At 46.3% G+C, this 17,758-nt stretch carries 9 protein-coding genes; 5 read left to right on the top strand and 4 right to left on the bottom strand.

Annotated elements, in window-relative coordinates:
- Positions 1 to 2 precede the first annotated feature (2 nt).
- Positions 3 to 2,714 carry a TonB-dependent receptor gene (locus HGH91_RS30325; protein ID WP_168742987.1) on the bottom strand — a complete coding sequence of 904 codons (2,712 nt, stop codon included), beginning with the start codon at positions 2,712 to 2,714 and terminating at the stop codon, positions 3 to 5.
- Positions 2,715 to 3,148: 434 nt separating this feature from the next.
- Between HGH91_RS30325 and HGH91_RS30320 the strand changes: the two genes are divergently transcribed.
- From HGH91_RS30320 to HGH91_RS30300, 5 genes are all read left to right on the top strand, one after another.
- Positions 3,149 to 4,270 carry a helix-turn-helix domain-containing protein gene (locus tag HGH91_RS30320; RefSeq protein ID WP_168742986.1) on the top strand — a complete coding sequence of 374 codons (1,122 nt, stop codon included), beginning with the start codon at positions 3,149 to 3,151 and terminating at the stop codon, positions 4,268 to 4,270.
- Between the two features lie 165 nt (positions 4,271 to 4,435).
- Complete coding sequence (locus HGH91_RS30315) at positions 4,436 to 7,741, top strand: SusC/RagA family TonB-linked outer membrane protein (RefSeq protein WP_168742985.1); 3,306 nt, start codon at positions 4,436 to 4,438, stop codon at positions 7,739 to 7,741.
- A 17-nt stretch (positions 7,742 to 7,758) separates the two neighbouring features.
- Complete coding sequence (locus HGH91_RS30310; RefSeq protein ID WP_168742984.1) at positions 7,759 to 9,348, top strand: SusD/RagB family nutrient-binding outer membrane lipoprotein; 1,590 nt, start codon at positions 7,759 to 7,761, stop codon at positions 9,346 to 9,348.
- A gap of 183 nt (positions 9,349 to 9,531) precedes the next feature.
- Entirely contained in the window at positions 9,532 to 10,437 is a 906-nt protein-coding gene (locus tag HGH91_RS30305) for an NAD(P)H-binding protein (protein ID WP_168742983.1), read from the top strand.
- A gap of 186 nt (positions 10,438 to 10,623) precedes the next feature.
- Positions 10,624 to 11,544 carry a helix-turn-helix domain-containing protein gene (locus HGH91_RS30300; RefSeq protein WP_168742982.1) on the top strand — a complete coding sequence of 307 codons (921 nt, stop codon included), beginning with the start codon at positions 10,624 to 10,626 and terminating at the stop codon, positions 11,542 to 11,544.
- 47 nt (positions 11,545 to 11,591) lie between these two features.
- Here HGH91_RS30300 and HGH91_RS30295 read toward each other — a convergent pair whose 3' ends face one another.
- The 3 genes from HGH91_RS30295 to HGH91_RS30285 form a co-directional block, all read right to left on the bottom strand.
- Complete coding sequence (locus HGH91_RS30295) at positions 11,592 to 12,836, bottom strand: alkaline phosphatase family protein (protein WP_168742981.1); 1,245 nt, start codon at positions 12,834 to 12,836, stop codon at positions 11,592 to 11,594.
- 72 nt (positions 12,837 to 12,908) lie between these two features.
- The gene (locus tag HGH91_RS30290) at positions 12,909 to 14,363 is read right to left on the bottom strand and encodes a SusD/RagB family nutrient-binding outer membrane lipoprotein (protein ID WP_247651892.1); all 1,455 of its coding nucleotides are present in this window, start codon (positions 14,361 to 14,363) and stop codon (positions 12,909 to 12,911) included.
- 11 nt (positions 14,364 to 14,374) lie between these two features.
- On the bottom strand, positions 14,375 to 17,695 hold the full coding sequence (locus HGH91_RS30285) for a SusC/RagA family TonB-linked outer membrane protein (RefSeq protein ID WP_247651891.1): 3,321 nt from the start codon (positions 17,693 to 17,695) through the stop codon (positions 14,375 to 14,377).
- Between the last annotated feature and the right edge of the window lie 63 nt (positions 17,696 to 17,758).

Raw genomic sequence — 17,758 nt, 5'->3', positions numbered from 1 at the left:
TATTAATGTGAATAGCGGAGTCCTATGTTGAAGTTGGCGTTATAGATGTCCTTACCAACGGTGATACCATTAATTCGTATAACCGTTGGCGTGTTTAACAGGTTATTAAGTTTAGCGAACAATGTAAAATGCCGGTTAAAGGTTTTATCGGCGGAAAGCGACAGGAAAGACTGCGGCTGCTGATAGTAATCATAATCGGTATTGAAATAGAGATCCGATAACGTTTTACCTACATACTGATAGGCCAGTTGCGCAAACAAATGTTTCACCGTATTCCGGTATTCGAGCGAGAGGTTCAGTACATTATTCGCCTGCCCCTGCAACGGCCGGTGCTGGTATACCACCCGTTTATCTACTGTAGGCGCCAGCGGATCAATTTTAGGAGCGTACACATCGGAATAGATATACGTGTAGTTACCGGTTACGCCTATATTTCCCCAGAAGCGGGTAAATGCCAGCTCTGCTCCTCCTATCTTTGCCCTGGCGGCGGCGTTTTGTGGCTGGTATACCAGGTCACCGCCGGACAGCGACTGCAATACATTTTCGATCGGGTTGGTCAGGTCTTTATAAAAACCACCGATAAACAATTGCTCGTCATCCTTCGGATACCATTCATAACGCACATCATAGTTATTGGCTACGGTATGTTTCAGGTTAGGGTTACCCATCTGGTTAAAATCTGTTCCCAGGATGGTATAAGGTACCAGCTCAAAGTAATTAGGACGGGAAATAGATTTATAGTAAGATGCCCTCAGATTAGTCGTGTTGCTCAGTTTAAATTTAACCATTGCGCTGGGCAACAGGTCGCGATATTTAATCCGTACATTATTAGCCAGTGTAGCGATGTAGTTTGCATAGTCAAAACCCTGCGACGTGGCCTCCATGCGTAAACCGCCCATTACCTCTACCCGTTGGAAAGATAATTTAGCCTGTCCATACCCGGCGCTGATATTTTCAAAGGCATGATAGGCATTCACATCATAGTCTGCCGTTCCCTTTGGATTGTATACTTCCCATTGTGCGCTGTAGATATCGGTAAAAGGTTGCTTGGTGTTGCCAGCGCCCAGCAAAGGCCGCAGCTGGTACTGATCCTGGGCATTGTCGCGGATCTTATGACGGTATAGGCCGCCGACCTTCAGCTCCAGCAGGCTTTGCCCCATATCCTCTTTATAAGTAAGATTACCCTGTACCTGGTTGTTCTTGTCTGAATTGTGTTGCCAGATCCTGCTGATGCCATCAAAATAATAAGGCGTGCTGGTAAAATCCGCATTCACTTTATGGTCGATAGATATATCAGCCCTGTCGGGAGAACGTTTTACCGCGCTGGAGTACACGCCGGCCCAGTCAAACAGCAGATGTTTGGTGAGGATATGTTTTCCTTCCAATTTTAAATTCTCCAGGTATTGATTGTTCGTAAGCGATCGGTTATCGTTGAAGATGGATCCTGTACCCGGTCCTACACGGCCGCCGTTTCCTCCCGTGATAGACGTATCAATACTTAAACGGGACTGTACCAATTTACTGTACAGGAATACATTATTGAGGGACAGCTTATTGCGGTCATTGATGTTATAATCAACGTGCGCGGTTAAGCCATTGTTGAGCTGCAGCGTGGAATAAGTGCGATTAGCCACATCCGTGATCCCTGGTTTAAAATGGTTTTGATTGTCCGGCGCCACAATATTAAACTCCGAATTGGTGCCATAATATTGCTGCTGAAAATTATCGGCAATGAGTATTCCCAGTTTACGTTTCATAAAACGGCGTCCGAACGTGATCCCTGCCATTGTATTAGGTGGCGCCGTCTTTTCCTTGAAATCGAGATTGGAGCGGCTAAAATCGCCTGGTTTGGCCACATAAGAAGGGCCATATTTATCAAACACACTTTTATGCTGTAAGTCGGCTGATGAAAAGTAATGATACTTCCTGTTAAAAAAGATATTGCTGTACCCCATAGCAGCCATGGCTTTAAACAGCGGCGCATCCGGCGCATCTTTAAAAATAAGGTTCACGGTACCACCGATGGCATCCCCTTCCATCTCGGGTAGCAGCGACTTACTCACCTCGATGCGTTGCAACAGATCGGAGGGAACTACATCCAGCGAAACATATCTTGACTTTTCATCCGGACTGGAAATTTTGATGCCGTTGATAAGGGTGGTGTTGTAGCGGGGTTCCAGGCCGCGCACAATAGCATAAGCCTGGTCGGCGCCGCTGTTGCGCTGAATGGTTACACCGGAAACACGTTGCAGTACATTCGCCGCATTAATATCCGGCGATCGTTCCATGGCGTGCGCACCAATGACGTTGGTAATATTGTTGGCCGTTTTTTCTGACGACCTGGAAGCCGCATCTGTTTCACCATTGATCTTTCCGAATACACTTACACCGTGTAAGGCTGCAATGCCCGGCGTCAGTGGTACATTTAATACCTGCACTCCGGCAAGCGCTACCTTCTGTTCAAACTTTTGATAGCCGATAAAGCTCACTTTTAGTTTGTACTCCCCGGGCTTTACACCGGCAAATTCATAGTTACCGGTAGCGTCGGTAGTCATACGTAAATGAGCGCCATCGAGGTGAACATATGCTCCCTGCAGCGGGCGATTGCTCTTTGCATCCGTGATCGTTCCCCTGATCACAGCTTGTTGTGCAAATAAAAAATGGGGAAGAAAAAGCAGGATAGATAGCAGATAGCGATAAGAGTGGCTGATCATGTTTTTTTATAACAAAACAATCCGCCAATTCTGAGTATAATCTGTAGTTTGGGCCCTAAATTTAAAACTTAATCATACGATAATTTTAACTTAACATCCAAGGGCTCCGGGTTAAATAATTATTAAACAAACGATCCCGTTAAACCTTGCTGCAAATCGTGTCTGGCGGCTGTCAGCACATATAAACAACAGTCAAAGAAGCGAAAACAACCAGGTTGACTTTATGACAAAAACAACCACCATCTATCCATCGATTTTTGCAAATAAATAGCCGGGCCTCTTACAAAATTTGTTGATGAACTAACAAAACAATTATATTCGCGCCTGCAAATAAGAGCACTGAAATAAACAATGAAAATCATGTTGCCCCGCTTAATTTTAGTTAAGGTTCTGGTAACATTGATCACATAAATTAGTATCATAATTTTCCGGATATGATGAGCATTATACTTCTGTCCTGCGTTAACTTGCAGACCTGTGTCGCTATTTATCTGTTTAACCTCTTTCGACCAAAAGACAATTTCGAAAAAGCCCTCAATGCCTTCCTGATCATATTGTTTGTTCACCTGGGTATCAAGTTATCATTACTCGTTGTATGGAAAAGCGCCTTTCTCTATAATAATAATGCTACGGGCTTCAGCTCTTCCTATGGACCGCTGTTATATCTTACTACGCTCTTTTACCTCAAAAAGCCGGTAAGTAACCGTAAAATTTTGTGGCATATGTCGCCCCTCTTCATTTCGCCATTAATATTCCTGGCTAATAGTACCGGATATGAGGAAGGAGTTATTTCCAGGCAGTTTATCAGTACCTATTCAATGATCTTTCAAATAGGCGTATCTGCCTCACTCATTATATATCCCTTGCTGGCATGGCGCCTGCTGCAGCGGGCAAAAGCAGATGCTGCCAACCCTAAACACAAACTATTAGCCGCTATCATACGGACCATCCTCACCGGCATACTACTCGGACTAGCCTGCATGACCATATATACCATTCAAACAGGCCACTGGGATCTAAACCTGTGGATACTGCCGTATATCTGTTTTACGTTACTGGTAGTAATGATACTCCGGTACAAGATGGAAGCTACCACCACTACCACCATCACCATCGCAGCGCCGCCGGAAACGATAACCAGTGCGGAAAGTCAACCAGTGAGACAATATAAAAAATCCGGCCTGGACGATGAGATGCTCGATACTTATGAACACAGTATCCGGGGCTTTATGCAACAAAGCAGGATATACCTGGAGCCGGAACTATCACTGGAAGAACTGTCGGAACAAGCAAGGATACCCAAACACCATGTCACCCAGTTACTAAATGAACGCCTTCATAAAAACTTCTACTCCTTTATTAATGAATACCGGATCGAAGAAGCCATGAATAAATTAAAAGATCCGGCGCTGGATATCAACCTCCTGTCGCTGGCATATGACTGTGGGTTCAATTCCAAATCTTCCTTTAATAATTATTTTAAAAAGATAACAGGGGTTACGCCTTCTATTTACCGGAAACAAATACAACAAAACATTCCGTTAACAATTCAGTAAGAATTACGTAACATCACACAAACAAGCCATGGTGGCTAATATACATGTATTCACCCGCTGGCTTATACATTTTTTGACCTTCCCATTGGGCGTAGTCGTATTAGTTTAACAGCATTTTGATTTTTGCGGTAATACCTATTTCACTATTACCAAACCAAAATTAAAATGAGATTATTTACGCTACGCAGCACATGTCTCTCCCTCTCATTGGCCCTTTTACTCATTGTGAGCAATGCCTTTGCACAGGAAAGAATTATTAAAGGGAAAGTAACAGCGGCAGACGGCGCCGGTATCCCGGGCGCCAGTGTACGGGAAAAAGGAAAAACCGGTGGAACCTTCACAGACTCCAATGGCACCTTCACCTTTAAAGCCAGCGGTCCAGGCGCCGTACTTATTTTCTCGTATGTGGGCTATGTATCACAGGAAACCAATACTACTTCCGGCAACAATTTCACTATTACCCTGCAGGAAGATCATAAACGCCTGGACGAAGTAGTAGTAACGGCATTGGGAATACGCAAAGAAGCTAAAAGACTGGGGTATTCTGTACAGGAGGTAAAAGGCGCCGACCTGGTAAAAGCACGCGATGCCAACCCTATCAACTCCCTCTCCGGTAAAGTGGCCGGCCTTACGGTGGGCGCCAACCCCGAAATGCTGGGTCGCCCGGAAATCGTATTACGTGGCAGCAAGGACCTTCTCTTCGTAGTAGATGGCGTACCCATCAACTCTGATACCTGGAACATTAATCCCGATGATATCGAATCCTACTCCGTGCTCAAGGGTGCGAATGCCGCTGCGCTGTATGGCTTCAGGGGTATCAACGGCGCCATCGTTATCACCACCAAAAGAGGTACCAAAGACGCCAAAGGATGGCAAGTGGATGTAAATAGCAGCACCATGTTTGAAAAAGGCTTCCTCGCTTTACCACAGGTACAGGAAGAATATGGCCGCGGTACCAACTTTAAATATTCCTATGGCGATCAGCTGTATGACAACAACCAGCGTTTGCCGGAATGGGGGCCCCGCTTTGAAGGTCAGAAGATAAAGCAATACGACAGCCCCTGGGACCCGGTAACACACACCAGGACCGCCACTCCCTGGACTGCCCGCGGTAAAGACAACTTCAAAAATTTCATGGAAACGGGCGTCATCAATACCAACAACATATCCCTGTCTACCGCCAACGACCGTTCTGATATCAGGATCTCCCTGTCTAACATGAACCAGAAAGGCATGGGGCCCAATACCAAGTTACATACCTATGCCATGTCGCTGAGTGCAGGTTATAAGATTACGGATAAATTCAAAATAGAAGCCAGCGCCAATATCAACAAACAATACTCCCCCAATATGCCGGATGTAAGCTATGGACCGAACTCTTACATCTACATGTTCCAGGTATATGGTTCTTCCGACTACGATGTGAACGACCTGAAAGACATTTATAAAGGTCCACAGGGTGTACCTAACCTGATCCCTTACGCACAGGAATACGGCCGTGAGAACAGCGCCTGGTTTATCGCTAAAAAATGGCTGCGCTCTCACGATAAAACAGATATAAACGGCTATATCAAAGCCAGCTACAAATTCAACGACGCACTGGACCTGAACCTACGCACCCAGATCACTACCTGGAACCAGCTCAGGACAGAACAGGTGCCCGCCGGTACGAACCTGAATACCTATACGCCCTGGTATTACTTTGGCTGGTATGGCGACTATCGTGAAGACCGCAGGAACCTCTTCGAAAATAACACCGACCTCACCCTGAACTACAATAAAAAAGTAAGCAGGTTCAATATCTCCGGCCTGGCTGGCGCCAGCATGCGCTCTTTCAACTACAACTCCCTCTGGGGAACCACCAAAGCACTGGCTATTCCAAACGTATATTCGCTCGCTAACTCAAAAGAGCAATTCGCACCTTATACCTGGGGATCTAAAATGCAGGTATACAGCGGCTTCTACTCTATTGACCTTACTTACGACAAATACCTGACCTTATCGCACACCGGCCGTGTAGACCATATATCTACCCTGGCTGATGGCTATAATACTTTCTACTATCCATCGGTTTCCCTTAGCTCTGTCATCAGTGATTATGCCAACCTGCCCACCTTCATTTCTTTGCTGAAGGTACGTGGTTCGTATGCCAACGTGAAAGGAGCGCTGACCTCCCCCACCGTACCTTCTGCCTTTACACAGGTAACCGGCAAAAGCACCAACGGCTTCCTGGGCTATGGTACAGATTTGTATACTTCATATGATGGTCCTACTTATAATAACCAGATGGCTTATAGCTACAACACGTATTATAACAACCAACCATCTGTTGATTTCTCTAATGTAGTCAGCAACCCGACACTGAAACCTTTCAGCGTATCTTCTTATGAAGCCGGTGTTGACCTGAAATTGTTTCATAACAGGTTGGGAGCCGACTTTACTTACTTCACCAGTTTGAATGGTCCACAGATATTCCCGTTGACAATAGCTCCTTCCACTGGCTATAATTCTCATAACGTAAATGCCATCACCACCCGGAAAAAAGGTTATGAGATTACACTGACAGCTACCCCGCTGAAAAACCCCAAAGGTCTGTCCTGGGATATCGCTGCCAACTATGCTACTTACAAGGAAACATTGGACAACATCTATGGCGACGAGCAGGTGATTACACTTAACGGCCACGGCTATAGAAAAGGCGAAAGAATTGATGCTATCTATGGTACCGGCTTTGTACGCGACCAGGTTGGTAATATTATATACAGTGGTGGTTTGCCGCTGCGCGCGCCCTCCGGTATCAGCAATAACATATTCCTGGGCCATGCTAATCCAGACTTCACTTTTGGTTTCAGCAACCGCTTTACTTATAAGAATTTCGTGCTCAGCTTCCAGATCGATGGTCGTATAGGCGGTAAAATTTACAACGAAGTATATAAAGATGGAATGAACGGCGGTACCGCCCTGGCCAGCGCCAGCGGCGATTTTGGTACAGCGCGCCTGGCCGACTGGCAATCCACCGTTAACGGTACTACCGCTCCCCAGGGGCATTATACTGCCCAGGGCTCAATGATCACCTCCGGTACGCCAGTATATGAAAACGGTCAGATCACTAACTTCAAAGACCTCAAAATTGACCCAAACAATGTGGCTACTACCGTGCAAAACTTCATTTCTTCCGGTATTGGCGGCGTAACTGAATACTGGATGATGGACCGCTCTTTTGCGAAGCTCCGGGAAGTAAGCCTCGGCTATAGCCTCCCTGCCAGACTGTTAAACAACAACCATTTTATCAAATCTGCTACCTTCTCATTGGTGGGTCGTAACCTGTTATACTGGGCTAAGCGTAAGGATATTGACCTCGACCAGTTTGCCTCCGGCTATAATGACTCCGACCGTTCCCTCAACAACGGCGGTGTACTCCAGAGCATAACAGCCAGAAGGTTTGGTTTTAACGTCAATCTCAGTTTCTAATTTTTAAAATCCTCTGTATGAAGAAATCTTTCAAATATATCAAAATTGCAGTGCTGGTAACCGTAACCGCAATCAGTGGTTGCCAAAAAGGAGACCTGCTCTCCAATCCCAACGTAGCCGCAGAAAACGCTACGGTACCGGTATCCCTGCTGCTCAACCATCTTACCAGCAACCTCACGAGAGAAGAAGAACCGGTGATCTCCACGGTATACCGGTATAACCAGGATCTCGTTTCCAACTATTCCTACTACTTCGGCAGTAATGCATATAACTGGTCCAATACCAACAATACGTATGATATGATCCGTTACTGCAACCAGCTGGAATCACAGGCAAAAACGCAGTATGGTAACACTACCAACGTATATTTCGCGCTCAGTAAGTTCTTCAGAGCCTATGCCTTTATCTGGATGTCGCAACGTGTAGGCGACATCCCCATGTCGCAAGCCGGCGATATCAATAATCTAACGCCTGTCTACGACAAACAGCACGACGTATACAAAAATAGCCTGGCATTATTGGACGCTGCCAACACTATGATGGGTACGCTGATGACCACTCCGGGTGTTGCTGCCAGCAAAGTAGACGCTAACGGTGATATCTTCGGTCTAACTTACCTGCAATGGCGCAAAGTGATCAATACTTACCGCCTGCGTGTGTTGATCAGTCTCAGCAAACGCGCCGATGATAACGCAGACCTGAATATTAAGTCACAATTTGCCACTATCATTGGCGATCCGGTGAACTACCCCATAATGACTTCTACAGACGACAATATGGTATACCGGTATACTACGGTAACACTGTATCCTCCTAACCGCTCTGGTAACGCGCCTTACAACAACTGTGCAAACATCAGCCAGACTTTCTTCAACGTTACAGCTACCTATCACGATCCGCGTGTGTTTGTACTTGCCATTCCGGCTGCTGCACAACTGACAGCAGGTAAACAGGTGAGCGATTTCACCGCCTATGTAGGAGAAGATAATAGTAAATCACAGGGGTTGATGTCCAGCTTTTCTGCTGATGGGAAATATTCTTCGCTGAGCTATAACCGTTATATGTCATCTGCCACCGGCGCAAATGCCGAACCTTATGTACTGGTAGGTTATCCGGAGTTGTGCTTCAACATTGCCGAAGCGGCCTACCGCGGCTGGATCACAGCAGATCCTGCTGCCTGGTATTTAAATGGCATCAACGCTTCTATGAAGTGGTATGGCTTATCACAGGGACAAACCGTTACGATAGGCAATGTAGATGGCACTAAACCCAGCCAGGGTACTGCAACGATCGATATCGCCAGTTTCCTGGCTAACCCTAACGTTGCTTATAATCCGGCTCAGGGCCTTACCCAGATCCTGACACAGAAATACGTGGCTTTCTTCATGAACTCCGGTTTTGAAGCATACTACAACTGGCGCAGAACCGGCATACCAACTTTTAGCCAGGGTGGCGCTGGTATCGGTACTGCCAACAACATGATACCGATGCGCTGGCAATATCCGCAGGATGAAATTACCTATAACAATGCTAATTATCAATCCGCCATTACCAGCCAGTACAGCGGTACTGACGACATCAATGGAAAGATGTGGCTGATAAAATAATATAATGATTCTTTTAATTTAAAAGGGTGAGCGAAGACGGACCTTCGCTCACCCTTTTTCAGCTTATTTATTTAAGATTAATAATACAAAACCGAATTATCCTTTTGGCTACAACGTTGCGACTTTTGGCTACATCTGTCTTATTCATTGTTCGGACTTTTGAGTCAACAAAAAAACACGACAATGAATATTGTACTCACAGGCTCGCTTGGAAACATTGGAAAGCCACTGACAGCAACGTTGGTTAATAACGGCCATACTGTTACTGTTATCAGCAGTAATGCAACCCGTCAGAAAGATATTGAGCTCCTTGGCGCAAAAGCAGCCATAGGCAGATTGCAGGAGGTGGATTTCCTGGCGGAAACCTTCAAAGGCGCCGATATTGTTTACCTGATGGAAACAATGGAAGCGGTAGGCGATATGTTCGATACATCGGTCGACTTTATCAGCGGCATTGCCAAAATCGGTCAAAATTATAAAGAAGCCGTAGAACGCTCCGGCGTAAAAAAGGTAATACATCTCAGCAGTATCGGTGCACATACGGATAAGGGCACAGGCATTATCCGTTTCCACCACGAGGTAGAAACCATACTCCGGCAACTGCCGGCCGAAGTAGCTATCAAATTTATTCGCCCCGTCAGCTTCTATATCAACCTGTTTTCACTCATTCACACGATCAAGTCCCAGGGTGCCATCATTTCCAACTACGGCGGCGATGTTAAAGAACCATGGGTTTCCCCGAAAGATATTGCTGCTGTCATTGCTGAGGAGGTGGACAAGCCATTTGAGGGCAAAACAATACGCTACGTGGCCAGTGATGAAGTGTCACCCAATGAAATTGCCAGGGCATTGGGCGAAGCCATCGGCAAACCCGACTTACAATGGCGCGTTATTCCAAGCCAACAGCTGCTGGATGGCTGGCTAGGCATTGGCTTTAATGAGCAGGTAGCTAAGGGCTTCGTTGAACTACAGGAAAGCCAGGGTAACGGCAACCTTTACGAGGATTATAATCAGCATAAACCGCTGTTAGGCCAGGTGAAACTGAAAGACTTCGTCAAGGACTTTGCAGCGGCCTATAACCGGCAATAAAGCCACCTTACAAAGAAGATTTCCTTCGTTTGGCGCGCCAGCGGCCAGAGAGCCGGCACGCCAAACGAAGGAATGGCGGTAGCCAGATAACCGTGCTATTGAAAGTATTTTTTTAACTTCGGATAAAAGATACCGCAAGATGCGTAGGATTCATTTACTTAATAACCCTACCGAAAATTGGAGCGCATGGAAAAAATTCAAAAATTAAGGACCATTAAGGAGTTTCATCAAACCCGGAACCTCCCGCCGCCGGCACATCCCTTAATCAGTGTGGTAGACTATGAGGATGTACAGTTGCAACCGGAATACTTCGACTGCAGCTGGACGCTTGACTTCTATTTAATATCACTTAAAAAAAATATCGGCGGCAAAGTAAAGTACGGCCAACAAACCTATGATTTTGACGAAGGCGTTATGTTCTTTATCGCTCCGGGACAGGTTTTCCGCATAGAACCAACCACGGGCTCACTATCCGGCAGATCCGGATGGATGTTGCTCATCCACCCGGATTTTCTTTGGAACACGTCTTTGGCTAAAGAAATAAAGCAGTATGAGTATTTCAGCTATACCATCCATGAGGCGTTGTTTGTATCCAAAAAGGAAGATGATACCATGATGGATATCATCAGCAACATCAGGCGGGAGTATCATACTAATATCGACAAATTCAGCCAGGGAATTATTATTTCCCAGATCGAAACATTGCTTAAATACTCCGAGCGGTATTACAATCGCCAGTTTATTACCCGGAAGCGAGCCGGCCACCAGATGCTGGAACAACTGGAATCATTATTTGCAGCTTACTTCAATGATGACATCGCCACCACAAAGGGCCTGCCTACGGTACAGTATTTCGCGGAAAAGTTACACCTGTCGCCGAAATATTTAAGCACAATGCTCAAAACCCTGACAGGACAAACAGCGCAGCAGTTTATCCATGATAAACTGATAGATTTAGCCAAAGAGCAATTGTCTATCACTGACCTTAGCGTCAGCGAGATAGCTTATAATTTGGGCTTTGAGCATACGCAATCATTTAGCAAACTGTTCAAAAGCAAGACTTCCTTTACGCCGCTGGAATTCCGGAAATCATTTAATATGAACTGAGGCAATGATATTATAATTCGGGCCGCAGTGCGCCCCGAATTAAGATCTTATTTTTTAGTCTCCTTTGTTATCCACTGATTCAACGTATTTTCCGGGGCTTCCAGCACTATCTTGTAATAATCCGAAGGATAATCTTTAACATCAATCCAGGCATGCTGGCTGGTTACCGGCACTTCGCCTACCAGGTGGTATTGATCTGCCTTACCTGCTTTAAAATCATTGGTGGTAGTCAACCAGATCTTCACGTTCCCTGCCGGCTCCAACGCTTTCCAGGTAATATCAAGATGTCCCTGCACGCTGTTAACCAGCGCCTGGGAGATAGATACCTTCCCAATGAGTGGTGTACCATCAATTTCCCGCTGCACGTCGGATGGCACCTTAATATTCATATAACGATTGATCGTTGGCATGATATCCACGATAGCCGGCTGGTAGCGGGTAGCATAAGCATTCAACGGCTTGTAATTTGTTACCATCCAGGTGGTTCGCTGGCGCGGCGACTGTCCCCCATGCCCCCTGCCGGTCTTCTCGTCCCGGCCATGATCCGTAGTGATCATTAACAGCCAATCTTCTTTAAACTGTTTCTTACGATACTGAATAGCATCATACAGTTTGCCCATCTGTGCATCCAGCATTTTAACAGCGGCTTCAAATTCAGGGCTGTCGCCGTGCATATGCCCCATATCATCCGTATATTCCAGGTACACCCATGATAAGTCCGGTGCATTTTTCCTGATGGTGGCCGTCGCCTCCTCTACCACTTTTTCATCAATGCGGTGCATGAACTGATGTGCTTTATCATGCTGATAGTGGATGGTATCCAGCTCATAGCCATCAAAATAATAATCCATCTTTACGTTGCCTGCTTCGGGCAGCTCATGGCCGACTAACTTGGTACGGTTGTCCTGCCAGCTGGAAAATATCGCCGTCTTTTTACCAGGGTACTGCGCTTTAAACAGGCGGAAAATGTGCTGATAGTTGTAATTCGGCGCCGTTATATCGTTATCGGGCACATTGTGTTTGTTCACCCAGGTGCCGGTCAACAGGCTGTTGTAGCCAACTGCAGAAATAGTGGGCGTTTCATTGTACGAACTTTTATCGCCTCCCACATGCATCCGGGTATAGGTACCGTCGCTGATAATCCTTTTAATGTTAGGAAGCTCCAAACGTTCTATTACATCTGCAGGGATACCATCTGCAATTACAAAGACCGTTTTTCTAACATTTTGCGCATATACGCCAGACTGAAAAGCCAGGAATACAATCGCCAGTGATTTTGTCCATTTATTCATTGTCATACTGTTTTAACAGCTGCGCTGCACCGGTATGGGTGCAGCGTAGCCTATTTATATTTATGAAAATCCCTATGGTTTAATCAGCCACATGACGCCATTGATGTTGTCGCCCTCTGGGTACTGGTTCGTAACAGCTTCCTGTACATGGTCTTTGTTCAGTTGCAACTCGCTCTCCGGGTACATCCATCTTTTAGGTATTTTATTGTTGTTAAGCATACCTGCGCCGGAAACATCAAATACCGGGAAGCCGGTTCTGCGTTGTTCGTAGAATGGCTGCCAGCCACTGTTAAAGAATGCGGCAATGTATTTCTGTGTAATAACCTGGCCTAAGCCATCGGTTGATGATAGCTTTACAGCGGTCTGCGCAACATAACTATCAATAGCCGCCTGATCAATCTTGTAAAAAGCCATGGATGCCCGGATGCCTTTTTCGTAGTAGTCGCTAGCCGTACCGCTGATCCAGCCTCTCAGCACCCCTTCTGCAAGGATGAACTGCAACTCCGGATATCCCAGGGCAATGCTTTGTTCATTTACCGGGTTATTATAAAACCGTGGGTTAATTTTAGACACCTCTCCCGCAACGGTGCGCGCGTTATTTTCATTCACCGGTGCGCTCGCTTTTGCACCACCATAGGCATTGAAATCAGTGGCAGGTAAAGCGGCGAATTTAGGGGCCTTGTCTGCAAAGCTGAATAGCCGCGCATCTTTGAGCCCTTTCAGGAGATTAACAAAACTCTCCTCCATATAATCTGCCGTTTGTAAGTCGTTGTTATTGAAGTACGGATAGCGGTTCCCCTGCAGGTCGTAGAACTTCAGAGCCACATTGTCATCGTTGCCCGCTGGTAGCGGATAAGTAGCGGGGTTGTTCACGATATCTGCAAAACGCTTTTTCACGTCAATTTTAGACTTTCCTTCCTTCAGCGATAAACTCATCAATACACGCAACGACAGTGCATTGATGGCGCGTTTCCATTGCTGCATGTTACCGTTATAGAGAATATCACCCTGCACAGCGGTAGTGCCTGCAGCAATGAGGCTATTGGCCGCATTCAGGTCGTTCAGGATATTGAGATAAATATCCTCCTGTTTGTCGTAGGCAGGGGCTCCTATCCCATCATCTCCTTTCAGTGCGCTGGAATAGGGCACATCGCCAAAGGTTTGGGTAAGTTGCAGGAAATACCAGGCGCGGAAAAATTTGGCTAACGGCTGGTATTCAGGTTTGCTTTGTGCGGTGGCCGCCTGCTCCATCTTCAGCACCTGGCGTAAGCTGCCATAGGTATCAAAGCCCGCTCTGTTCCAGCCATAATATTGGTTGGCGTTAGCCGCATCCGTATACACCATCTGCCGGCACGCCAGCGCAGCACCGATGGTGGTTGACTGAAAAGCATTCTGTATGATCGCATTCAATAACAGGTCGGGCGTAGCGATGGTGGACTTGTTAGGGTCTGTCTGGAATTCGCTGAATTTTTTACATCCCGACTGTATGACAAGGATACTTAATAATATAAAGACGATTTTTTTCATAAACCAGCGCATTAAAACTTAATATTAAAATTGATACCCATAGAGCGTGTAGATGGTGTCTGCAGGTTATCCGCAGCCGGATCCGGGTCTACATTCGGCATTTTTGAGAACAGCAACAGGTTGCGGCCCACAAAGGATACGGTAGCACCTTTAATAAATGACCTGTGCAGCCACGACGATGGGAACTGATAAGTGAGCGTTACCTCACGGAGTTTCAGGAAAGTCTGTGAAAAATAATTGTAGTTATTGTTGGCGCCATTGCTGGTGTTGGTCATATAGTCGATATAATTCACCGCTTTGGTATTAGGCGCAAACGTACGGGTATCCTTCACGATGTTGCCATAGCTGTCGTAGGTTGCCTCACCGCCTGTTACCACTACCCCTTTACCCACATAGGTAGATTTGCCTTCATTCGCCTCATCACGGAAATGATTTACTGTGCCCGGATGCGTACCACCCCACCACATCTTCTGATTGGTGGTGGAATACATCATACCGCCGATACGGCCATCAACCAGGAATTTAAACGTGAAGTTCTTATAGGTAAAGCTGTTTTCCATACCATAAGTCCAGTCAGGATCATTATACCCAATAAAACGGGAGAAGGCATCATTCAAAGGAAAACCATTGCTGCCATAGATGATGTTACCCTGCGGGTCTTTCTGATATACACCTGTAAAAATCTTGTCGGTGCGATCACCTACCCGCAGGAAGTCCAGTGTTTCCGCATTGCCATAGATCTCTTTCAGGTAACGACGGTATTTGCTGAAGTTGACCGCCACATCCCAGCTGAATGCTTTACCCCGTATTGGAGAACCTGTCAGCGCCAGCTCTATTCCTTTGCGCTGGTACACATTACCATTAGCCAGCTGGCTATTGTAACCACTGGAAACAGACATTGGTACGGAAACGATATTATTATAATCACGGGTTTGGTAGTAGGTAGCTTCTATGCCAATCCGGCTGTTGAAGAACTTCGCATCTACGCCGGCTTCCCAGCTGTCCGATGTTTGCGGAATCAACATTTTGTTTAGCAGGGCATTTCCATAAGTTAAAGAGGGTACGTTATTCCAGATAGTACCTTTATTGAAAGAAGGCAGGTAGCTATAGGTATAACTGTTATCGTTGAGCGTAGCGCTGGATACTCTCGACCAGGAACTTCTCACCTTCAGAAAAGTAATCCATGATGGCAGCTTAGTCAGTTGAGAGATGACTACAGCAGCGCTGACAGATGGATAGAAAAAGCTATTATTTTCTGTTGGTAAAGTGGAGATGATGTCATTTCTTCCGGTAGCAGAAAGGTAGATCGCGTTCAGGAATTCGAGGTCGATCACCCCATATGCGCTGCTGGTCCTTCTCTCTTCCACAAAGTTTTCGGCCTGTACGGGGTTGGCAGAATTACTTAGACTATAGAAACCCGGAACAGTTAAACCATCTGTGTTGGCATCTCCCCACTTGTAGTTACGATAATAGTTCGATCCGCCAAGTTGTGCATGGATCTTGAACTTGCTGGAGAAGGTATGGTTATAGTCGCCAATGAGGTCAGAAGCAATGTCGAAGTAGTTTTGTGTTGCTACTGTAAACTGGCCCCGCGACTTGTTGCCATAGCCGATGTAACTCTTAGGCTCCTTATAGGTACGGTTAAGACCATACGTATTGATACCATTCCTGAATTGTACTGAAAACTCAGGGCTGATCTTATACGAGAGGTTCAGGGAGCCGAAAGTATTATCCTTATTGTATCCACGCAGGTATTCATATGCCTGGAAATAAGGGTTGTTGTAGTAGGAGTTGTTGTAGTTACGTTGCTGAATGCCCTCTTTACCCGGCATCCAATAGTTGCGCAGGTCTTTTACACTTACATCCGCGCCCGTCCATAATACAAGATTATAGAGGTAGTTGGTAGGACCATAGCCGGTTTCAGGGAAGTTGTCGGTATACTGTTTATTATAACTCAACCGCGCATCCATGGTTAACGCATCTGATAATTTGTAGTTACCGGCTACTGTAAATGAGCTGTTGTTCAAACCAGTATTAGGTACAATCCCCTTTTGATAGATATGTGAAGCAGAGGCACGAAAAGATCCTTTATCGGAGCTTTGCATGATGCTGATGGTGTTGCTCGCCACCACGCCGGTGTTGAAGAAGTCCTTCACATTATTTTTACCACGGGAGATGAATGGCAGCGGAATACGTTTGCCGGTTGCTGTATCAATAGGACTATTGAATTGCGGGGTTTCGAAATACCCGCTTGGCGTGCTGGGATCCCGCTGATCAAGCCGGGGTCCCCAGATCCAGCCCGAACCTTCAGGTCCGCCACCGGAACCATCCACATACGTATACTTTCCTTTAAAGCCTGCACCGTAAACGGTTTGCACGTTAGGAATACGGATAAAGCTGGGTTGCAGTTGCGTGGAGGAATTGATCTCTACGCTTAATGTTTTGCCTTTACCACGTTTGGTAGTAATCATAATAGCGCCGTTCTGGCCAATAGACCCATACAGCGCAGAAGCGCTGGCGCCTTTCAGGACGGTCATGCTTTCTACGTCATCGGCATTTACCTTATAGAAATCGGCTGTCTGGTCAGGTACCCCGTCGATCACGATCAATGGCTTACGACCGCGCAATGATATGCCCGGGTCCTGGAATAAGTCAGTGGAGTTCTTAATATTCAAGCCCGCTACCCTACCGGTAAGGGAGTTAACCAGGTTGGGTTCACGCGCTTTCACCAGGCTTTCGCCCTGTACTTCCTGCACAGCGTAGCCTAGTTTGGTTTTCTCCTTCTTTACACCCAAAGCGGTTACTACCACTTCTGATAAGCCTTTGGAGTTTTCTTCCAATTGTACGTCGTACTTATCGCCGTCACCTACGGGTACTTCCTTTACCAGGAAGCCAATAAAGCTGAAAACGAGTATGTCGCCGGTACTGGCTTTGATGGAGAAATCACCTTCCTGGCTGGTGATAGTACCAGTGTGGGTACCTTTAATGAGCACCGATACGCCGGGAAGGCCTACCTTCTTTGCGTCTGTTACATGCCCTTTTACCAGGCGGGGTGCAGGTGCTGGGGCCGCTGCGGCAGACGTGCGTAAAGGTTCGATGATGATTTGACGGCCGGAAAGGCGATAAGAGAAGCTTAACTCCTGGCCAATTTCATCGAGGATGATGGCAAGGCTTTTATCGCGCTTCACCAGGTTAACTTTTCTTGTCAGCAACCTGGTATTGTCTACACAGATAAAATTAAATTCAGTTTGTTTTTGCAGTATGTCAAATACATCGCTGAGTGGCATATTCACCGCAGCCAGCGAGCATTTTACCTTTGACAGGTCCTGCAAATTTCCGACCCTGTTTGCAGCCCATGCTTGCTGGGTACACAAAAAAAGTACAATAACTGTTAA

Source organism: Chitinophaga eiseniae (genome assembly GCF_012641265.1).
In the GTDB taxonomy this organism is placed as follows: domain Bacteria; phylum Bacteroidota; class Bacteroidia; order Chitinophagales; family Chitinophagaceae; genus Chitinophaga; species Chitinophaga eiseniae_A.
Note: the sequence above shows the minus strand (reverse complement) of the source record. Positions and strands in the feature narration are given on the sequence as shown.

Bases quoted from the DNA above. Each gene is read 5' to 3' on its own strand.
- HGH91_RS30315 (WP_168742985.1), top strand. From the start codon at position 4,436: ATGAGATTATTTACGCTACGCAGCACATGTCTCTCCCTCTCATTGGCC.
- HGH91_RS30320 (WP_168742986.1), top strand. From the start codon at position 3,149: ATGATGAGCATTATACTTCTGTCCTGCGTTAACTTGCAGACCTGTGTC.
- HGH91_RS30295 (WP_168742981.1), bottom strand. From the start codon at position 12,836: ATGAATAAATGGACAAAATCACTGGCGATTGTATTCCTGGCTTTTCAG.
- HGH91_RS30290 (WP_247651892.1), bottom strand. From the start codon at position 14,363: ATGAAAAAAATCGTCTTTATATTATTAAGTATCCTTGTCATACAGTCG.
- HGH91_RS30325 (WP_168742987.1), bottom strand. From the start codon at position 2,714: ATGATCAGCCACTCTTATCGCTATCTGCTATCTATCCTGCTTTTTCTT.
- HGH91_RS30305 (WP_168742983.1), top strand. From the start codon at position 9,532: ATGAATATTGTACTCACAGGCTCGCTTGGAAACATTGGAAAGCCACTG.
- HGH91_RS30300 (WP_168742982.1), top strand. From the start codon at position 10,624: ATGGAAAAAATTCAAAAATTAAGGACCATTAAGGAGTTTCATCAAACC.
- HGH91_RS30310 (WP_168742984.1), top strand. From the start codon at position 7,759: ATGAAGAAATCTTTCAAATATATCAAAATTGCAGTGCTGGTAACCGTA.